Annotated in this window: 15 protein-coding genes; 7 read left to right on the forward strand and 8 right to left on the reverse strand. The window is 71.0% G+C overall.

The window, feature by feature from the left end; all coding sequences use genetic code 11:
• Nucleotides 1-74 precede the first annotated feature (74 nt).
• From WME85_RS12225 to WME85_RS12235, 3 genes are all read right to left on the reverse strand, one after another.
• The gene (locus WME85_RS12225; protein WP_437837868.1) at nt 75-1,682 is read right to left on the reverse strand and encodes a response regulator; all 1,608 of its coding nucleotides are present in this window, start codon (nt 1,680-1,682) and stop codon (nt 75-77) included.
• A gap of 756 nt (nt 1,683-2,438) precedes the next feature.
• Nucleotides 2,439-3,005, reverse strand: coding sequence for a hypothetical protein (locus WME85_RS12230; protein WP_437837870.1), 567 nt, complete (start codon nt 3,003-3,005; stop codon nt 2,439-2,441).
• Nucleotides 3,006-3,102: 97 nt separating this feature from the next.
• Nucleotides 3,103-3,750: a hypothetical protein gene (locus WME85_RS12235; protein ID WP_437837872.1), complete on the reverse strand. Its 648-nt coding sequence runs from the start codon at nt 3,748-3,750 to the stop codon at nt 3,103-3,105.
• Between the two features lie 324 nt (nt 3,751-4,074).
• Here WME85_RS12235 and WME85_RS12240 point away from each other — a divergent pair, with 324 nt between their 5' ends.
• From WME85_RS12240 to WME85_RS12250, 3 genes are all read left to right on the forward strand, one after another.
• The gene (locus WME85_RS12240; RefSeq protein WP_437837874.1) at nt 4,075-5,514 is read left to right on the forward strand and encodes a S8 family peptidase; all 1,440 of its coding nucleotides are present in this window, start codon (nt 4,075-4,077) and stop codon (nt 5,512-5,514) included.
• A 128-nt stretch (nt 5,515-5,642) separates the two neighbouring features.
• Nucleotides 5,643-5,903 (forward strand): hypothetical protein, encoded by a 261-nt coding sequence (locus WME85_RS12245; protein ID WP_437837876.1) that lies wholly within the window; start codon nt 5,643-5,645, stop codon nt 5,901-5,903.
• Between the two features lie 147 nt (nt 5,904-6,050).
• Nucleotides 6,051-7,163 carry a lipase family protein gene (locus WME85_RS12250; protein WP_437837878.1) on the forward strand — a complete coding sequence of 371 codons (1,113 nt, stop codon included), beginning with the start codon at nt 6,051-6,053 and terminating at the stop codon, nt 7,161-7,163.
• Nucleotides 7,164-7,379: 216 nt separating this feature from the next.
• Here the strand turns inward: WME85_RS12250 and WME85_RS12255 are convergent, their stop codons facing one another.
• Complete coding sequence (locus WME85_RS12255; RefSeq protein WP_437842276.1) at nt 7,380-7,985, reverse strand: RNA 2'-phosphotransferase; 606 nt, start codon at nt 7,983-7,985, stop codon at nt 7,380-7,382.
• 214 nt (nt 7,986-8,199) lie between these two features.
• Here WME85_RS12255 and WME85_RS12260 point away from each other — a divergent pair, with 214 nt between their 5' ends.
• Nucleotides 8,200-9,177 carry a LysR family transcriptional regulator gene (locus WME85_RS12260; protein ID WP_437837880.1) on the forward strand — a complete coding sequence of 326 codons (978 nt, stop codon included), beginning with the start codon at nt 8,200-8,202 and terminating at the stop codon, nt 9,175-9,177.
• A 14-nt stretch (nt 9,178-9,191) separates the two neighbouring features.
• Here the strand turns inward: WME85_RS12260 and WME85_RS12265 are convergent, their stop codons facing one another.
• Together WME85_RS12265 and WME85_RS12270 are read right to left on the reverse strand one after the other, a co-directional pair.
• Nucleotides 9,192-10,196 carry a hypothetical protein gene (locus WME85_RS12265; protein ID WP_437837882.1) on the reverse strand — a complete coding sequence of 335 codons (1,005 nt, stop codon included), beginning with the start codon at nt 10,194-10,196 and terminating at the stop codon, nt 9,192-9,194.
• A gap of 751 nt (nt 10,197-10,947) precedes the next feature.
• Entirely contained in the window at nt 10,948-11,610 is a 663-nt protein-coding gene (locus WME85_RS12270; RefSeq protein ID WP_437837884.1) for a hypothetical protein, read from the reverse strand.
• On the opposite strand from WME85_RS12270, the gene WME85_RS12275 reads away from it, so the two are divergent.
• Nucleotides 11,603-12,709 carry a hypothetical protein gene (locus WME85_RS12275; protein ID WP_437837886.1) on the forward strand — a complete coding sequence of 369 codons (1,107 nt, stop codon included), beginning with the start codon at nt 11,603-11,605 and terminating at the stop codon, nt 12,707-12,709. The two genes, WME85_RS12270 and WME85_RS12275, sit on opposite strands and share 8 nt — an antisense overlap.
• Before the next feature lie 88 nt (nt 12,710-12,797).
• Here WME85_RS12275 and WME85_RS12280 read toward each other — a convergent pair whose 3' ends face one another.
• The gene (locus WME85_RS12280; RefSeq protein WP_437837888.1) at nt 12,798-14,117 is read right to left on the reverse strand and encodes a glycosyl hydrolase family 18 protein; all 1,320 of its coding nucleotides are present in this window, start codon (nt 14,115-14,117) and stop codon (nt 12,798-12,800) included.
• Between the two features lie 161 nt (nt 14,118-14,278).
• Nucleotides 14,279-14,827, reverse strand: a complete 549-nt coding sequence (locus tag WME85_RS12285; protein ID WP_437837890.1) for a DinB family protein — start codon at nt 14,825-14,827, stop codon at nt 14,279-14,281.
• A 316-nt stretch (nt 14,828-15,143) separates the two neighbouring features.
• Here WME85_RS12285 and WME85_RS12290 point away from each other — a divergent pair, with 316 nt between their 5' ends.
• Together WME85_RS12290 and WME85_RS12295 are read left to right on the forward strand one after the other, a co-directional pair.
• Nucleotides 15,144-15,947, forward strand: coding sequence for a class I SAM-dependent methyltransferase (locus WME85_RS12290; RefSeq protein ID WP_437837892.1), 804 nt, complete (start codon nt 15,144-15,146; stop codon nt 15,945-15,947).
• Between the two features lie 243 nt (nt 15,948-16,190).
• Nucleotides 16,191-18,137 (forward strand): GNAT family N-acetyltransferase, encoded by a 1,947-nt coding sequence (locus WME85_RS12295; RefSeq protein WP_437837894.1) that lies wholly within the window; start codon nt 16,191-16,193, stop codon nt 18,135-18,137.
• The last annotated feature ends 63 nt before the right edge of the window (nt 18,138-18,200 follow it).

The raw sequence follows: 18,200 nt of genomic DNA on the forward strand, positions 1-18,200 counted from the left end.
CGACAGGCGCGCTCGTTCGTCTTATCGAGCGCTCCTCGGGAGCAGGCCGTCCGGTGGAGGGCCGTGGCGCCGGGTCAGAGCCGCTGCGCGCCGTCTCCGGCCTGCTTCAGCGCGTAGCTGATGCCGCTCTTCAGCGTCCCCTTGGTGACGACGGTGCTGAGGTCGACGCCGAGGTCGATGAGCGTCTGCGCCAGCTCGGCGCGGATGCCGGTGATCACCGTCCTCGCGCCGAGCAGCCGCAGCGCCGCCGCCGTGCTCATCAGCGTGCTCGCGACGGCGGAGTCGAGCACCGTCACCCCGGTGACGTCGATGATGACGACCTGCGCCCGGTTCGCCTGGACGCCGTTCAGCGCCGCCTCGAGCGCCTGCTGCGCCCGCGGGGAGTCGATCGTGCCGATGAGCGGCATCACCATGATGTGATCGGTGATCGGGATGAGCGGCGTGGAGAGCTCCGCCAGGCGGGCGTTCTGCGCCTGGATGATCTCCGCCTGGAGCGCCGCGCGCGCGTCCTCGGCCCGGGCGCGCTCCGTGAGCTCCAGCTGCAGGCGCTCGTTCGTCCGGCGGAGCTCCTCGGTCTGGCGCGCCACCTCCGTCTCCAGGCGCTCGTTCGAGCGCCGGAGCGCGGACGTCATCTCCGCCAGGTGCGCGTAGAGCAGGGCGTTCTTCACGGCGATCGCCGCCTGGGAGGCGAGTAGCCCGAGCGTCTCCAGCTGCGCCGCGAACAGCGGCTCCGGCGTCGCGTCGCCCTCGATGTACAGGACCCCGATGAGCTCGCCCTGGCAGATCATGGCCAGGGAGAGGATCGATTTCGGGGGCTTCCCCTCGAGGTAAGGCGCGCCGGCGAGGCGAGCCTCGCGGCTCGTGTCCCAGTGGAAGACGGACTCCCGGGTCCTCGCGACCTCCTCCACGACGCACACGGCGAGATCGGCGTCCGGCTGGAGCGGGGTCGAGAGCCCGAGCCGGACCGTGTCCGGATCCCGCGCGATCGAGGCCTCGATGACCAGCCCGGACTCGCGCGAGAGGACGAGGACGCACTTGCGCGCGCTGGCGTGCTCGAGCGTGAGCCGCATCAGCCGGTCGAGCAGGTCGTCGAGGACCATCTCGCCCGAGACCGCCTGGGCGGCGCGGATGACCGTCGCCATCTGGGCTTGCGCCTGCGTGAGCCCCTCCAGCGCCCGCTCCAGCTGGGCGGTGCGCTCGGCGACGCGCCGCTCCAGCTCGTGGGTGAGCCGCTGCAGCGCCGACTCCGCCGCGAGGCGCTCGTCCACCTGCGCCGCGAGGCTCTTCGTCAGCTTCCGGAGCTTCGTGTGCACCCGGACGCGCGCGAGCAGCTCCTCGTCCAGGAACGGCTTGGCGAGGTAGTCGACGGCCCCGAGGTTCAGGCCCTTCACCCTGTCCGAGGAGAGGTCCGTGCTCGCCGTCATGAAGATGACCGGGATCGCGCTCGTGGTCGGGTCGCTCTTCAGCCGGCGGCAGGTCTCGAATCCATCGATCCCATCCATCTTCACGTCGAGCAGGATGAGATCGGGCATCCCTTCCTTCGCGAGCCGGATCGCACGTAGCCCGTCCACCGCTGCGGCGACCTCGAACCCTGAGCCGGTCAGGGTGTCGGACAGGAGCCCCAGGTTCCGCGGGTTGTCGTCAACGATCAGGATTGTGCCGGCTTCACTGGAATCTATCATTCACTCCTCCAGGACGCGCGCGCACATCTCCATGGCCAAAGCGCGAGCCGTCCAGCGTCGTCGAGCGCGTACGTGCTTGTCGGTGAACCTTCCACGGCATCCACCCTGGGTCGCCGTGGCTGAAGCGGAGCGGCCGGCGCGCCCCCTCGCGGCGCGCGCCGCGCGATGGAAGGCCCGAGCTGGCGAGCCGAGGCGAGGACAGGCGACGCCGCGGCGGTGAGCCGGCCGGGGGGGCGTCGCACAATCGATGTCTTCATGCTCTATCGAGGGTCCTTCGCGAGTCACCGATCTCGGCGCGCCCGGGCGCCGGCCTCGCGGCGGCGGCCCGACCGCGGGACCCCCCATGCTGAGCACCCTATCACGAACCCGCTGCGGGTCGCGACGCTCGATGAAGGGGGCCACGACATTCCGCGCGCGGAGACGGAGAGGCCGGTCACCTGCTCCGACCGCTCACCCACGGAGACGGCGCAGTAGGTGACCCGGTGTCCGTGTATGAGGCGCCAGCCATGGTGAGGCGGACCACGGCACGCCAACGCCACGCGCGAGGCAGTCTGATCCGAGCGGCCCGGCCCCCGGGGAGGGTGTCCGTCGCGCGGGGCGGGCACGGGCAGAACTCGCGTGGGACGTCCTGTGCCCGTCGTGCTGCGCACGCCGGACACAGGACGTCAATTGCGCTCAAACATCAGCCCGTGCCCACCCCGCGCGACGGACACCCTCCCCGGGGGCCTGACGGGGGCGGAGACGGGGGACGCGGGATCAGCCCGCTGGACGGAGCCGGAACGCGCCACACTCGGGGTGCTCGATGCGGCCCGCGAAGAGCGAGCCGTCGAGGGCGAGGTCGCCTCGCATGCTCACGGTGACGTAGTTGGGAGGACGCTCGAGCCACGCGCCGGGGGAGAACGAAGCGGTCCGCGTGTCGGCGTCGTAGCGGCCCATCATGAGGTATTTGCCGGATACGCCGGACTCGGCATGATGGAAGCTGAACTCGGCCTTGATGCGGTCACCCTTCACCCGGAGGATCCGGAACGTCATCTCGGTCGTGCCCTGCGGACAGTCGTAATCGCCAATCCAGGTCCGTGTCCGCTCGAACGGGTTCGCGCCGCGAGCCTCGTCAGGCACCCAGCCGTCGGCGGCCACCGCCACCGGCGCCGGGGGCGGATCCTGGAGGACGATGTAGACGGTCTCGGCGGGAGGGCGCGGTTCCGGGGCGCGCGCGTCGCCGAAGCCGGGCGCGGGGCCGCAGGCGGCCAGGAGGAGGGCCGCGCCAGGGGCGCAGCGCAGGGCAGAGCGCAGGCGGAGAGCGGGGGCGTTCGCGGTACCCATGGGCGGGAGGGTACCACAGGGAGGGCGTGGGGGAGGCCGCGCCCGACCGCGGGGGAAAGAGCACGAGGCGCGCGGGACATCGATCCTCTCAGAACGATCAGGCCTTGCTTCGACGCGTCAATATTTCTCGCGGCTGCTGGGCGCCCGGGGATCGATGGTTGCGCACGGCTCCGCGCGCGCTCTGCGCCTGCGGAGCGGCGAACCCAGGCCCGGCCTCGTCCGGGGTGCCGATCGCCCGGAGCCGGGCCCCGTCGCGCAGGTAGATCCGCCCATCGCCGACCGAGATGGCCGCCGCGTTCAGGTGGCGGTCGACGGTCCTCGGCCGGAACGTCCAGGAGACCAGGTAATCGCCGCCGATACCGCGGGCGAGCGGCAGAAGGAACAGCTTGCAGCAGAGGTCGTGGGCCACGATCCGCAGGTCCACGCCCACCTGCTCCGCGTCCGCGCCGAGGTCGTCGACCGCCTCGACCTCGCGGTCCGGGCCCATCGTGATGACCCGGAGCGCGGTCTCCTTGTGGTAGACCGGCACGAGCACCCGGCCGCTGCAGAGGGGCAGCGGCAGCCCCGCGTACGCCGCGGCGCCCTCCGCGGGCCAGGACACGACGAAGCGGGGCTGCCCGGTCGCGGCGTCGAGCGCGGCGAGGCACGGCTCGTCGCCCGCGAGTAGCACGGCACCCTGCGCGACGACCGGCAGCTCGAGGAAGCCGGACCAGGCGCGCGGCGCCTCGGCGGTGAAGCACGCCACGGAGATTCGGTGCGGGATCCGGGGTATCGGCATGGGAGCAGAGGAGCAGCGCGAGGTTGAAGCGCGACCGCGAGGACAGAGCAGGCCAGGCCACCACGCGCACGCGAGCGCGCAGCAGGGCTCTCTGGCTCGCGGTCCGGCTCGCCGAGCCGATCCGGCGCGCTCCGCGTTGGGTACCCCCTTGCGGGCCTGAGGCATCATGCCCCATGAGCGCCATCGCGGGGGTGTGGCCAACACGGCGGCTCAGACAAGGCTGGCGTCGGGGGTGAGCTCCACCCTCCCCAACGCGGCATCCATGTCGCGCATGCCCCTTGGAGGAGAGCCATGGCGGACCAGACCGAGCGCTACCATCGCAATCAGATCTTCGTGAAAATGCGTCCTGAGAGGCCAGGGACAGACGACCGTACTTCGGGCGGGCGTACTCCGGAGGAAGCCGGCGCAGCCGGCCACCCTGGCATGACGCATCTGGACGAGCTTGACCGAGCGGGGCTGATCCGGCGAGTCACGCCCATCCTCGCTGGCGCCGAGCCGCGACTGGACGTCGAGCCTCGTCCGAGAGACTCGCTGCGCGAGCGCCTGCGTGAGCCGCTCAGGTCCGGAGGCGCTCCAGACCGCGCGAGGAGCGCGGCCTACGGGGTGAGCGTGGTCGAGCTGGACCCCTCGGTTGACATCGATGACACGGTACGGCGGCTCTCCGCGGACGTGGCGGTCGTCTACGCAGAGCGAGTACCGAGTCGCTCCCTGTTCGTCAACGCTCTGCCGACGAGACGCTCCAGCACGGCACCGCCATGGAACCTCGCGAAGATCGGCTGGGATAAGGTGTCGTTAACCTCCCTCCCTGACGCCTCGGCCATCAAGGTCGCCGTGCTCGACACCGGCGTCGACCGGGACCACCTGGGTCTGGGCAGCAATGTCAAGGCGTACTCCTATGCGTACGGCGAAGCTCCCACCGGGATGTCGGACCAGGACATCGTGGGTCACGGCACGCACGTGAGCGGGATCATCGCTGGCGTCAGGTACGGCCAACCGGCCATCCAGGGCATCTGCACGTGCAGCGTGCACGTCTGGAAAATCTTCGACGACATACCCGACCATAGCACCGCGCACCATTGCTTCGAATATTACGTGGACACGACCATGTACGCCCGCGCGCTCCAGGAGTGCATCGACCAGGGAGTGGACGTGATCAACCTCAGCATCGGCGGCCCGGAGCCGGCCAGGTTTTACCGGGAGCTCGTCGAGGGAGCGATCCGTTCCGGCATCACCGTCGTGGCGGCCATGGGGAACGGCGGAGGCCAAGGCAATCTCAGGGAGTACCCCGCGGCGTACCAAGGCGTGATCGCCGTCGGCGCCACGGCGTCCAACGACGTGGTCGCCACGTCGTCGAGCCGCGGCGATCACATGACGATCTCGGCGCCCGGGGTGGACATCCGATCCACGCTGCCGCGGTACGCCGGGCAGATCGGGTTCGAGGCCGTACGCAACGGCGGGGAGTTCACGTGCGGCGCGCCGCGAACCCGCGGCATCGAGCAGGGCGTGCTGGATGGGACATCGATGGCGGCGGCGCACGTCACGGGCGCGGTGGCGGTCCTGAAAGCGCAACAGAGCGGCTTGACCCCTCTCGACGTGGCGCAGAAGCTCGCCGACAGCGCCGAGAAGGTCCACGGGATGCGCGGTCTCCCCCGCACGGACGACTATGGGTATGGACGGCTGGATCTCTACAAGCTCCTGTCGGCGGGGCAGGCCGGCGGACCTGTGCGCTGACGTGGCCAGCTCCCTGACGGCGCCGGCGCGAGACGATGCGCTGGAGGGGGCAAGCAGGACGTACCCATCCAGAAGCAGACGGCGCCAGAGCGCTTGACCTCGTGACCTCCTGCCCCAGCATCGTCCCCATGCCGCCGTCACGCCGGAAAGTGATCTTTTTCCGATTCAAACCGTCGTCTACCGACGAGCGACGATCCGAGATCCTCGACGAGCTCCGCGCGATGGAGGACGTCCTCAACGTCGGGCGGCTCTTCCCCTCGCGGCACGGCGATCTCACGTATTTTGTCCATGTCGCCAAAGGCGGCGATGCCGGGCGCGTCGCGGCGCACATCGCGAGGCTGCCGGAGGTCGAGGACGTCGAGATTCAGCCTGATTACCCTTACACCTGATCGTCTGGCGGCGTGGCTACCGCAGCCGAGCAAGGTTGACGAGGAGCACTCCTGATCCATGCTTCCTGAAAGCTAATGGATTTTTATGTCTATCCCAAACGTGGCGAAGGCATCGGTGTCCGCAGCGACGAGGACGTCTTGACGGAGGTGAAACGGATCATTGACGCCCCGAGGGACGGGCAGGATCCAGCGCTGATCGTCGACAAGCTGAAGGCGGTGGTCTGCTGCGCCAGCGCAGGGGAGGAGCTCATTGACCATCTCGTGCAGCTCGCGCCCGGGACCTATGACGCGAAGGCGGCGAGCGTGCTGGCCGCCGCCTCGACGTGGGCCTACTCTGACCCGGACACCTTCCGCAGGCAGATGCAGCACAGGATCTGCCCGGCCTTCTTCGCGGGCACGTCGTTCACGAACGAAGCGCTCCTCCTCAACCCGGCGGCGTACATGATCCAGAGCACGGATTCGCGGCTCGGGATCCTGTGCTTTCGCGGGACACAGCTCACGAACCTGATCGATCTGCTGACGGACATGAGCGCCAAGCCCGATCCGTTCTACGCAATCGGTCGCGTCCATGGAGGATTCGTCCGCTCTGTCAGGGCGCTCATCCCGCCAATCAAGGCATGGCTGGAAGACGCGAGGGAAGGCCACGGCATCAATGGCACCGACGTCGCGGACGGCGCGAGCTGCTGCGCGGCCCCGCGCAAGGTGGACGAGGAAGAGTCCAAGCTCAAGGCGCTCTACATCACTGGCCACAGCCTGGGCGGCGCCATGGCCGCGATGGCCGCGGCGCTCATCTACGCGGACGAGGAGCTCAAGCCGTTCCGGAGTTTGATCCGCGGCGTCTACACGTTCGGACAACCGATGGTGGGAGGCAAGGGGTTCGCGCGCAAGTGCGACGCCGATTTCGGTACGAGGATGTTCCGGCACGTGTACCAGTGGGACGTCGTACCCTCCCTGCCTCCGTGGACCATGGGGGAATTCGAGCACTTCGGGCGGGAGTACGAGTCGACGGATACGGGATGGCAGTACCGCGAAGGGGCGGTGGCGCAATCGCGCGTCGGGTCGGTGCGCGTCGCCCTCGCCGGCCTCGCCTGGGTGATGGACCAGCTCCAAGGGGTGCGAGAGCAGCCCGTCATCAAGGATCTCGCGCACCTCCTGTCCCGGTTGACGGGGAACCCTCCCTCCCTGGCCGATCACTCGCCGCTGAATTACCTGCGTACATCCCTGACGGTCCAGCCGGGCGTCGAGTTCGAGCAGCGCTGAGCTCTCACGCCCCCGCCACGCGCTCGCGCAGGGCTCTTGTGCTCGCGGTCCGGCCGAGCACCTCGAGCGCGCTCCGCGTCCGTCGCGCCATCAAGAGCTCGCCGCGGGGCCAAGCGTTCCGATCAAGGGCGGGAACCTCCCTGGACCTGGACTCGAGCATCCCGACCTTCACCCCATCTCCCCGCCTCCCATCGGCGTCCCCGGGCAACTCCGCCGCTACCCCCCGAACAGCAGCCCCCGCAGCGCCTCCGCTTCCCGCTTCGCTCGCGCGACGATGGGCACGAGCCCCACGAGACACCCGACCGGCACCTCCCGCGCGAGGATCACCCCGTTCTGGCTGCGGAACACGCCGATCCCCCGCGCCCTCAGCCGCGCCGGGCTGATCTCGAGCATCACGTCGACGTTCGCCCGCTTGCCCACCGCGCTGTCGAGCGCGTCGGTGCAGTGGACGTGCGTGCGCGCCGCCGGGCGGATCCCCTCGCGCGCGATGCTCCGGACCGCGTCCACGCTGGTGCCGTGCCAGATCGGCGCGTCGCCGTGGACCTCCTCCCACGACGCCTCGAGGCCGGCGAGCGTCACCGGCATGCCCTCGCGCGAGTGCCCCTGCGACGCGCGCACCCGGTCGCCCCGGAGCTCGAGGCGGTTCTTCGTGTTGTTCTCCACCACCTCGTCGAGCCGCGAGCGCGGTAGCCCGAGCGCCCGGAGCACGTCGTCCACGGCCACCCAGCCGGCGGCGTCCATGGCGATGCCCAGCGAGGGCGCCCCGTGGCGGAGCAGCCAGGAGAGCTTCTTGCTCGTGTCGGTCATGCGATCGCGGCCCATCGTCAAGCTCCCTTCTCTTCTTCTCTTCAAGTTCAAGCCGGAGCCGCCCTCCACGCGGGGGCGCTCCGGGAGACACCCTGTCCAGCGCAGGCGCCGGACAGGACGACCAGAGGAATACGACCAAGAGGAATACGACCGACAGCATAGACCCCCGGCTATCACGCGGAAGCTGTATTTCTGGATACGCTATCGCGTTTCGCGATAGCCTCCCCGCATGCTCAACCTCGACTGGCTCGGCGCCTTCGTGGTCTTCACCGAGCACCTCAACTTCACGCGCGCGGCGCGGGCGCTCCACATCTCGCAGCCGGCGCTCCACGCCCAGATCGCCAAGCTCGGCGAGGCGCTCGGCGTCGCGCTCTACCAGCGGCGCGGGCAGCGGCTGGAGCTCACGGCCGACGGCAAGCGCGTGGCCGCCTTCGGGCGCGAGGTGGGCGAGCGGACGCGGTCGTTCCTCGACGTGCTCCGCAACGGCGAGAGCCGGGAGCCGGTCGTGCTGTGCGCCGGCGAGGGCTCGTACCTCTACCTGCTTGGCGAGGGGATCCGCGCCTTCACCGCGCGCGCCGCCGCCCCGCTCCGGCTGCTCACGCGCGACCGCGAGGCGACGCTCGACGCCGTCGCGACGGGCGAGGCGCACCTCGGCGTCGCGCCGCTCGAGGGCGCGCCGGACGGGCTCGCGGCCGACCGCCTCACCGAGGTGGAGCAGGTCCTCGTCGTCCCCCACGCGCACCCGCTCGCCCGGAAGCGCCGGATCAGGCTGCAGGACCTCGAGGGCGCCCGGCTCGTGGTCCCCGGCCCCTCGCGGCCTCACCGGGCGCTGCTCGCGCAGGCGCTGCTCTCGGCGGGCGTCCGCTGGGAGCCGGCGGTCGAGGCGAACGGCTGGGAGCTGATGCTCCACTTCGTCCGGCTCGGCGTCGGCGTCGCGGTGGTCAACGCCTGCTGCCGCCTCCCGCGCGGCCTCGTCGCGCGCCCGATACCCGAGCTGCCGCGCAAGGTCTTCTACGTGGTCCACCGCCGCGCGGGCGAGCTCCAGGGCGCTGCGGCGGAGCTCCGCGACACGCTGCTCGCGCACGGCGCGGCGTGGCAGCGGAGGAGCGCCTCGGTCGGCGTCTCGGTCGGCGTCTCGGTCGAAAGAAGCGCTCCGGCGCGCTCCACGCCGCGACGCAGCGCCGGAGCGCCGTCACGCCAGCGCTGACCTGGCAGCGGTCGTCAGGCCGCCTTCTTGGACTTCGACTTGCCCTGCTTCGCCTTGCTGCCGCCCATGTCGTCAGGCCGGCTCACCAGCCTGGAGAAGTAGCTCGGCTCGCCGCTCGCCTTGGCCTGCTGGTACACGAAGGCGAGGTTCGACTCCTCGAACTTCGCGAAGAAGTCGTCCCACGAGATCTCCTCGAGGGAGTCCTCCCCGCTGAACCCCGGGAAATCGATCCGGAGGACGCCGGGCTCCCCGTTCTTCTCGGTGCGCGTCACCGTCGCCGGATGGCCGCCGCGCGCCTCCACCCACTCGCGGATCTCGTCGTGATCGATCGTCATATGGGACGAGTGGTCGTCCTCCCCGGCGCCCTTCGCCTCGGCGCCCTTCGCCTCGGCGCCCTTCGCCTCGGCGCCCTTGGCGCTGGCCTGCTTTCCGCGGGACTTCTTCCGCTCGGCCCCGCCGGACTCGCCCGACTCCTCGTCGTCGAGATCAATCTGGGCCTCCACCTCGATGTCCTGCTCGCCCTCGTTGGACTGCCCGGCGCCCCTGGCGCGGGCCTGCTTGCCGCGGGTCGGCTGCTCGGCGCCGCCGGGCTCCTTGTCGAGATCCATCTGGACCTCGATCTCGACGTCCAGCTCGCCCTCGCCGCCCTTCGCCTTCGCGCCCTTGGCGCTGCTCGCCTTGGCCTTGCTGCCCTTCGCCGATCCCGACTTCGGCCTGGCCTTCTGGACCATATCGTCGGGGCGGCTCACCAGCTTGGAGAAGTTGCTCGGCTGCCCGTCCGCCGTCTTCTCCTGGTACACGAAGGCGAGGTTCGACTCCTCGAACTTGTCGAAGAAGTCGTCCCACGCGATCTCCTCGAGGGTGCCCTCGCCGCTGTACCCGGGGAAGTCGATGCGGAGGATCCCGGGCTCCCCGTCCTTCTCGGTGCTCTTCACCGTCGCCGGGCGGCCTCCGCGCGACTCGGCCCACTGGCGGATCTCGTCATGATCGATGGTCGTCTTCGATGAACTGGCCGACATGGTCACTCTCCTGTGCTCGTACGTCGTTTTCGCCGGGAGCGGCAACCCGCGTGCCAGCGGACCATGAGACGATCCGGGCAGGAGATGGTCGAGCTCAGCCGTGAGACGCCTTTGAGGGGTCTTTCACGGACGACGACTACAGCGCTGGATGAGCCCATTCCGTCGCCGTGCAACGCGACAGCGCGCGATCTGCGCGCGACCTGCGCGCGCGAACGCCGGCGGCAGGTCCATGACCGAGGCGACGACAAGGGAGCTCAGCTGCGGTCGCGCACAGGCGTGCTGAGGCAATCTGCCTCGTCTGCGGCGAAATGCTGCCGGCCTGTCTACACGGGGAGCTCGCTTGACCAGCTCGCCGGCCGGGCCCTGGCTATTCCGCGGGAGGCTGCGCGGTGCGCAGGGCGCGATGAACATGCAATCAGACAGACCACAGGCCACCCTCGCACGGAGGTACGCTCGTTCGCCGCGCCGCGGGCGGGGAGTCGCTGCGACGGCGGTCGCGTGTGCGGCCCTCGCCTCGGGCACTTCGGCTCCGTGAACAAGGTGCCAAAGGAGGGGGGCACCCCGGTCGCGCTCGCGACGGACCAGCCGTCCCCGTATCACATCGCGCTCGACAGGACCCATGTGTACTGGGTCAACGTGGGCGCAGGCGAGATCCGGAGAGTGCCTGTCGGCGGCGGCGAGTCGGCCGTGGTATCTCGGGCGTCGCGCCGAACGATCTGGCGGTCGACAGCACCAGCGTCTACTGGACGGATCAGCGCGGCGTCGTGATGAAGCTCGTCAAGTAGGCGCGCGGCGAGCGCTGGAGAGGACCGATGACGTGCTCGGCAGGGCCGGTCCCTCTCGCGGCGCGACGCCGCCGGGCGAAGCGGATGGCCGCGCCGCAGCGCGCCACGGCGGCCATCCGCTGCGCGATCGCCGGGCGGGTGCTACCTAGAATCGAGCGCAGCGATGTTCGCTGCCGAGGCCGAGAAGTGACCGCCGCGTACCCTCTGCTCCTCCGAGTTGCTGTGCTCGCCGCCGCCACGGCGACCACGACGGCGGCGGCCGCGCGCTCGCCCCGGCCCGCGCCGGCTGCATCGGAGGCGCCCGCGCCGGTAGCCTCTTCCGCGCGTTCACCTCGGCCCGCGTCCGCGGTCCCTTCGGCGCGCTCGTCTCGGCCGGCGCCCGCCGGTGCTTCCGCCTCTTCCCGGCGCCCGCCCCGGCCGGCGCCCGCGCCGGCCGCGTCTGCCTCGCCCGCGCCGGCCGCATCTGCCGCCCCGCTGCCGGCGCTGCCGGCCGCCACTGCCGCCCCGCTGCCGGCGCTGCCGGCCGCCCCGCTGCTCGTCCCGCCGGCCGCGCCCTTGCCCGAGCCCGCGTCCTGGCGCACGCTCGTCGTGGGCGGCGGCCCGCGGCCGGCGATGAACCAGGTGGCCATCGAAGGCCACATCCGGTACTTCCAGTCGCTGCTCCCGGCCGCGGTGGAGCGGCGCGTCCTCTTCGCCGACGGGCGCCACGGCACGCGGAGCGTCCAGTTCCTCGACGGCCTCCGCATGCGCTACCGCGCGCCCAGGCTGCCGCGCATCGACGGGGCGACCACCCGCGCCGGCTTCGACGCGCTCTGGCGCAGGTTCGCCGCCTCGCGCCGCGGGGACCCGCTGCTGCTCTACTTCGCCGGCCACGGGAGCCCGGATCCGCGGCGCGATCTCGACAACAACGTGTTCGACCTCTGGGGCGGCGGCGGGCTGTCGGTGCGCGACCTCGCCGCGCGCATGGACGAGCTGCCTGACCAGACGCCCGTCGTCCTCGTGATGGCCCAGTGCTTCTCGGGGTCGTTCGCGAACCTCCTCTTCGAGGGCGGCAGGCCCGACGGCGAGCTGGTCGAGCGCGACGTCGTCGGCTTCTTCGCGGCGACGAGGGACCGCCCCGCGTCCGGCTGCACGCCCGAGATCAACGAGGCGGACTACACCGACTTCAGCAGCTTCTTCTTCGCTGCCCTCTCGGGCGTCGACAGGCTGGGCAAGCGCGTGGACGGCGCCGATTACGACCAGAACCGGTTCGTGGGCATGAACGAGGCGTTCGCGTACGCCCTCCTTCACCAGGCGACGAGCGACGTGCCGGTCGCGACGTCCGATGTGTTCCTGCGGCGGTTCGTGAACAAGCCGGATCACGAGACCATGGCGACGCCCTATTCCAGGGTCCTCTCCTGGGCCACCCCGGCGGAGCGCGCCGCGCTGGAGGGGCTCTCGGACGCGCTCGGCCTCCACGGCGAGCACCGGCTGCGCGCGGCGTACGACCTCGAGTTCGGGCCCGGGGCGGGCAGGAGGGATGTCGAGGACGTGACGTCAGCGCACCGCCTGCGGTTCATCCGGCTCGCCAAGAGCGTCGTGCTCGCGAGGACGCTCCGGCAGAGCGGCGACCGCGCGCGCGTCGAGCGCTTCGAGCGGCTGCGCGCCGCGGAGGCGCGCAACCCGCTCCTCGAGGCGAAAGCAGCGGCCCAGGCGCGGCAGGACGGGCGACGGCGCGCCGCCCGGTGACGCCCTGGGATCACCGCCGATCCGGTCGACGCGCGCCGCGCCGCGCTGGCCCCGTCGCCGGCGGCCGCGCTCAGATCGAGAGTCCGCCTCAGTCCTTGACGAGGGGCCCGAGGCGGTCGGCGAACGGCCACCCCTGGCTCTCATCGATGTGGATCTGCCAGTCGAACGCCCCGCGCAGCGTCGGGTGGTTGGCCTCGATCTCATTCCACGTGGGGATCGCCTCGTCGATCGACATGTAGTTCGTCTCGTCCCAGATCCCGAACCCCACGGCGACGTGCGTCGGACCGAGCCGCCTGACCCAATCGTTCACGTTCTCCACGATGTACGACTGCTGGTCCAGATCCGGGCCGTCGTAGTACTGCGGGGCCGCGTAATCCATGGCGCCGGCGTTCACCATGTCCTCGCAGAACTTCTTGTCGCGCTCGTTCCAGGGCGCGGGAGGCGCGGTGATGATGAAGCCGGGGAAGCGCCGTTTCAGCTCCAGGCTGATCCAGATCATCTCGGCGGTGTCGGGATTCTGGTCGGCCTCGAAGGTGTTCCAGTCGATGCCATCGAACCCGCCCAGGTCGTTGTAGATGTCGACCACGCTGTCGACGAACGTCTGTGACTTCTGGCGGTCCGGGAAGCTCATGCCATTGCGGGCGCCGCCGATGGAGAGGATGATCTTGCGACCCTGCGCCGTCCGCGCGTACTGGACGTCCGCGTTGAAGTTCTTTGCCGCGTCCCGCCCATCGTCCGGCAGCCTCCACTCGACGGCGCCCGTCGTGCCCGGCGAGCCTCCGACGGGCGTCGCGGCGAAGAGGTAGATCACGTTGTAATTGCTGTTGATGTCCCGGATGCGGATGGGCGAAGGCGTCCAGTTGGGGTAGTAGCCAGCGACGACCTTTGCTGGAAGCCCACCGCCGGGGGCGGGGCCAGGACCAGGGCCAGGATCGGGGCTCTCGCTGCAGCCAGGGTGCGGCTCCCAGAAGTACGTGCTGACGGTCGGGATATAGCCAGGATTGCCGTGCTCGGCGACATAGGCCGCCCCTTCATAGTTCACGATTGCACCCTCGTCGTACCACTGGCCCTCCTGCCATTGCGGATAGCTGCACGACTCGCCGCCGGGGTCGGGGCTCTCGCTGCAGCCGGAGTACGGCTCCCAGAAGTACGTGCTGACGGTCGGGATGTAGCCCGGATTGCCATGCTCGGCGATGTAGGCCACCCCCTCATAGTTCACGATTGCACCCTCGTCGTACCACTGACCCTCCTGCCACTCCGGAGAGCCCGCGCAAGCGGCAGCTTCGGTGCGCCCGACGTCGATTTCACCCTGCGACGAGCCAGCGCCGAGGCACCCGAGCGCGCTCGCGGCGACGGCGACAAGGACGAGCGACAGCCTGGGAGCAATGACAGTAGAATTGAGCAACATGGTAGACCTCCCCCGGTCGACGGCAGACGCCAGTCGGCGCGCCTCGACCCAGAGCACAAGTTCAAGAACGACGCCCGCATCCGGGCAGCTCACCGAACTTGATGCCGCCATGGGGAGCACCCCTTCGGATTATTTCGCCGCGATCTACGCCCGCGCGCTCGTCACGTCGCGCTGGCCTCGATCACCTGCATCGCGACAAGATCCGTCACGCCGGGGTCGATCCCCATCTGCGAGAGCAGTGTGGTCACCTGGCCGCGGTGATGGGTCTGATGGTTGAAGAAATGGCCCACGGCCCACCAGAGCGGAATCGAGTGGGCCTTCGCCGCCCCGGCCGGCTTGAAGTTCAGAGTGCCCAGGAGCGCGCGCTCGTCGACCTGGTGCACCCAGGCGAGGATGTCTGCGTCCGTCCTGGCGCGCTCACGGGCGAGATCGTCGAAATCGGCGTAGAGCTCCTGCGCCATCGAGGTGATCTCGACGACCCTGCCGCTCGCGTCGCGAGGGGCGAAGCGGTCCGCGTCGCCGGTGAAGCGCCCCATCCACCGGCGGTCGCCGAGCAGGATGTGGTTCAGCGTGCCGTGGATCGATTTGAAGAAGGCGCCTCGATCGCGCTTGCGCTCGACGTCGTCGAGCTTGCCGACAACGACAAAGAGCTTGTCGTTCATCCATTGATTGTAGCGAGCCAGAGCGCGGTATTGCTCGAGCCAGGTCATGCGTCGGTCCTCCGTTGATGGTAGGCGCGCACCCTACCACGCTCACGGCAACGTCGAGACGATCCCGATCCGCCCGTGAGCGCCGGGTGGCGTCCGGGGCACGGGCGCGCTCGCGCCGCGCGCCGCGACGGACCGGCGCTCTCCGGATGCCTCCGACGGCTCGCCACCATCGCGCGCATCGGCCAAGATCGCCCTTGATCGTGCCGCTATGGCGGACTATTGTCCTCGATAGCAGACGCGTGGTGCTCGCAGGGGAGACCTCCCTTCCGGAGCCGCCCTCGCCGGACGCCGCCTCCTCTCACCGACAGAAGGAGCCATGATGGTCAGCTTTGCGCTCGATTCAGCCGCTCTGGCGGAGACGTACGATCGCGTCAGCGATCTGCAATTCAACCATGGAAAGCTGCTCATCGAGGATCTGCAGATCTCCCCGGGCGAGCGCGTCCTCGACGTCGGGTGCGGGACCGGCCGCCTCGGCGCGCACGTCGCCGAGCTCGTCGGTCCGTCCGGCGAGGTGGTCGGCGTCGATCCGCTGCCGCTCCGGGTCGAGCTGGCGAACGGGAAGCGCAGCCCTGGCTTCCGCGCCAGCGTCGGCCAGGCCGAGGATCTCTCGCAGTTCGCCGCCGGGAGCTTCGATGTCGTGTTCCTGAACAGCGTGCTCCACTGGCTCCCCGAGAAGCTCGGCCCGCTGCGCGAGGCGCGCCGCGTGCTCAAGCGGGGAGGGCGCCTCGGGATCAGCTCGGCCGTCCGGGAGCGCCCGCACGAGTTCGAGGGGGTGCTGACCGGCGTGCTGGCCTCTCTCGGCCTGACGGACACCGCGGAGACGGCCGGCAGCACCGTGCACAAGGTGACCTCCGACGAGCTGAAGAGCACCCTCGTCCTCGCTGGCTTCCCGGATCCGAAGCTCCAGATCCGCACCTTCACCGACCACTTCGCCGGCACGGAGGACATCGTCGCGTTCTTCCTCGCCAGCTCCTTTGGCAACTTCCTTTCCAATCTCGCCCCCGCGGACGTCGAGCGGGTCAGGAGAGCGCTCGATGCCGAGCTCGAGCGCCGCCGCGCGCCGGAGGGGATCCGGCTGCTGCGTCACCTGGTCTTCGCCGTGGCGCGCGCGGAAGGCTGACCCCGTCGGTGATCGTCCCGAGCGGCTCGTCCCTCTCGTGCTCGGGCGTCGAGCTGGTCGCCGAGGACGCGGACGGCGGCCTCCATCGCGTGCTCGGCGAGCCGTCTCCGGGGTAGCGCGGGTAGCGCGCGGCGGTTGCGTGGCCGGTCGCCTCTGCGAGGATACGGCGCCGAGAGGAGCCGGGAGCCCGGCGAGCGCGCTCGCGCGGCGCTGGCCGGGGAGAGCCCGCCTCTCGGAGGCCAGGTGAGCGAACGACTCGACATCAAGGTGCTGCACCGCCGCGGCGAGCTCGAGGCGCTGCGGGAGCCGTGGAGCGCGCTGTGGGAGCGCTGTCCGGCGGCGACGACGTTCCAGCGGCCCGAGTGGCTGCTCCCGTGGTGCCGCGAGCTCGGCCCCGAGGAGGTGCTCGCCCTGGCCTTCTGGTCCGAGCAGGGGCTCGTCGGCCTGGCGCCCCTCGCGATCCACCACTACCGCGGAGAGCGCCTCGTCGCGCTGCTCGGCGCCGGCATCACCGACTACCTCGACGTCCTCGCCGCGCCCGGGTACGAGCGCGCCGTCGCGGAGGCGGTGCTCGCGTGCCTGCGCGAACGCGAAGGCTCCTGGGACGTCGCGGAGCTCGGCGACCTGCGCCGGTCGTCGCCCCTGCTCGCCGTCGAGGCGCCCCCGGGCTGGTCGGACGAGGTCGAGAAGCACGAGGCGTGTCCGCGGCTGACGATCCCGGACGACGCCGGGCCGGACGCCCTGCTCTTCCCGGGGATCCGCGCGCGCGTCGCCCGGGCGCGGAAGCGGCTCGCGAAGGCCGGCGAGGTGCGCGTCGACATGGCCGACGCGGCGACCGTGGACGAGCTGCTCGACGCGCTGTTCGCGACGCACCGGGCGCGCTGGACGTCCCGCGGCGAGGGCGGGGTGCTGGACGAGTCGCTCTGGCCGTTCCACCGCGCCGTCGCGGCGGGGATGTGCGCCCGGGGCGCGCTGCGGCTGTACGGGCTGCGGCTCGACGGGCGGATCATCGCTTCGTTCTACGGGTTCGCCGAGCGGGACAGGCTCGCGTGGTACCTCAGCGGCTTCGATCCGGAGTTCGCCGTCCTGAGCCCCGGGCTCGCGATGTTCGCGAGCGCGATCGAGCGCGCGGCGAGCGAGGGCGCGCGGACCGTGGACTTCCTCCGCGGCCGCGAGCCGTACAAGTACGAGTGGGGCGCCGTCGATCGCTGGACGTACCGCCGGCGGCTGCGGCCCCGCGGCGCGGGCGAGGTCGGCCGGGACAGCGGGCGAGAGGCCGGGCGCGGCGAGCTCGACGGCGCGGTGGAGGCCGTGATGTCCGGCGATGTGTCGCCGGAGGTCGGCCTCGTGCGGCTGCTCGGCGCCGCGGGGGACCTCGCGGCCGCCGAGCGCGCGATCGAGGCGGCGCGGGCGGCGGCGGGGCAGGGCGGGGGCGGCGGAGAGGGCGAGCCGGCGGCGCGCCTCGAGGCGCTGCGCCGCTGCCTAGACGAGCGGCGCGCCGCTTGCGCGACCGTGGCGGAGATCCTCGGCGCGCACCGGCACGCGGGCGGCGGCGCCGGGGCGGACGCGCCGGCGCGCACCGCGCAGCTGTTCGACGAGCTCTGCGCGCGCTCGGAGGAGGCGAGCGTCGCGGCGTACTCGCTCGGCGATCCGGCGCTGCTCGAGCGCGCGACGCGGGAGGTGGTCGAGCTCCTCGAGCGGTGGGGCCTCCTCGGGGAGGACCGCGCGATCCTCCAGATCGGCTGCGGGATCGGCCGCTTCGAGGCGGCGCTCGCGCCGCGGGTGCGCGAGGCCTGGGGGCTCGACGTCGCGCCGCGCATGGTCGAGGCCGCGCGGCGCCGCTGCGCGGGGCTGGCCAACGTCGTGCTCGCGGTCTCGTCGGGCGTCGATCTCGGCGACGTGCCGCCCGCCCGCTTCGATCTCGTGTACGCCGTCGACTCGTTCCCTTACCTCGTCGCGGCGGGCGAGGCGGTCGTGGACGGGCACGTCGCGGAGGCGCGCCGGGTGCTGCGGCCGGGCGGGGAGCTCGTCGTCCTGAACTACTCGTACCGAGGCGACCTCGCGCGCGACGCGGCCGACGTCGCGCGGCTCGCGGCCCGCCACGGCTTTGACGTGCTGGCGAGCGGCGAGCGGCCGTTCTCGCTGTGGGACGGGCGGGCGTACCGGCTCCGGAGGCTCGAGCACCTGTGAGCTCGCCTCGGCCGTGACCTGACGTCACGAGAAGAAGAGGACGAACCACAGAGGCACAGAGGG

Origin of the sequence: Sorangium sp. So ce1153 (assembly GCF_051521595.1) — a bacterium.
GTDB lineage: Bacteria > Myxococcota_A > Polyangia > Polyangiales > Polyangiaceae > Sorangium.

Coding starts and splice junctions, on each gene's coding strand:
- WME85_RS12225 (WP_437837868.1), bottom strand. CDS start 1,682: ATGATAGATTCCAGTGAAGCCGGCACAATCCTGATCGTTGACGACAAC.
- WME85_RS12230 (WP_437837870.1), bottom strand. CDS start 3,005: ATGGGTACCGCGAACGCCCCCGCTCTCCGCCTGCGCTCTGCCCTGCGC.
- WME85_RS12240 (WP_437837874.1), top strand. CDS start 4,075: ATGGCGGACCAGACCGAGCGCTACCATCGCAATCAGATCTTCGTGAAA.
- WME85_RS12245 (WP_437837876.1), top strand. CDS start 5,643: ATGCCGCCGTCACGCCGGAAAGTGATCTTTTTCCGATTCAAACCGTCG.
- WME85_RS12255 (WP_437842276.1), bottom strand. CDS start 7,985: ATGGGCCGCGATCGCATGACCGACACGAGCAAGAAGCTCTCCTGGCTG.
- WME85_RS12260 (WP_437837880.1), top strand. CDS start 8,200: ATGCTCAACCTCGACTGGCTCGGCGCCTTCGTGGTCTTCACCGAGCAC.
- WME85_RS12265 (WP_437837882.1), bottom strand. CDS start 10,196: ATGTCGGCCAGTTCATCGAAGACGACCATCGATCATGACGAGATCCGC.
- WME85_RS12270 (WP_437837884.1), bottom strand. CDS start 11,610: ATGGCCACCTGGTTCATCGCCGGCCGCGGGCCGCCGCCCACGACGAGC.
- WME85_RS12280 (WP_437837888.1), bottom strand. CDS start 14,117: ATGTTGCTCAATTCTACTGTCATTGCTCCCAGGCTGTCGCTCGTCCTT.
- WME85_RS12285 (WP_437837890.1), bottom strand. CDS start 14,827: ATGACCTGGCTCGAGCAATACCGCGCTCTGGCTCGCTACAATCAATGG.
- WME85_RS12290 (WP_437837892.1), top strand. CDS start 15,144: ATGATGGTCAGCTTTGCGCTCGATTCAGCCGCTCTGGCGGAGACGTAC.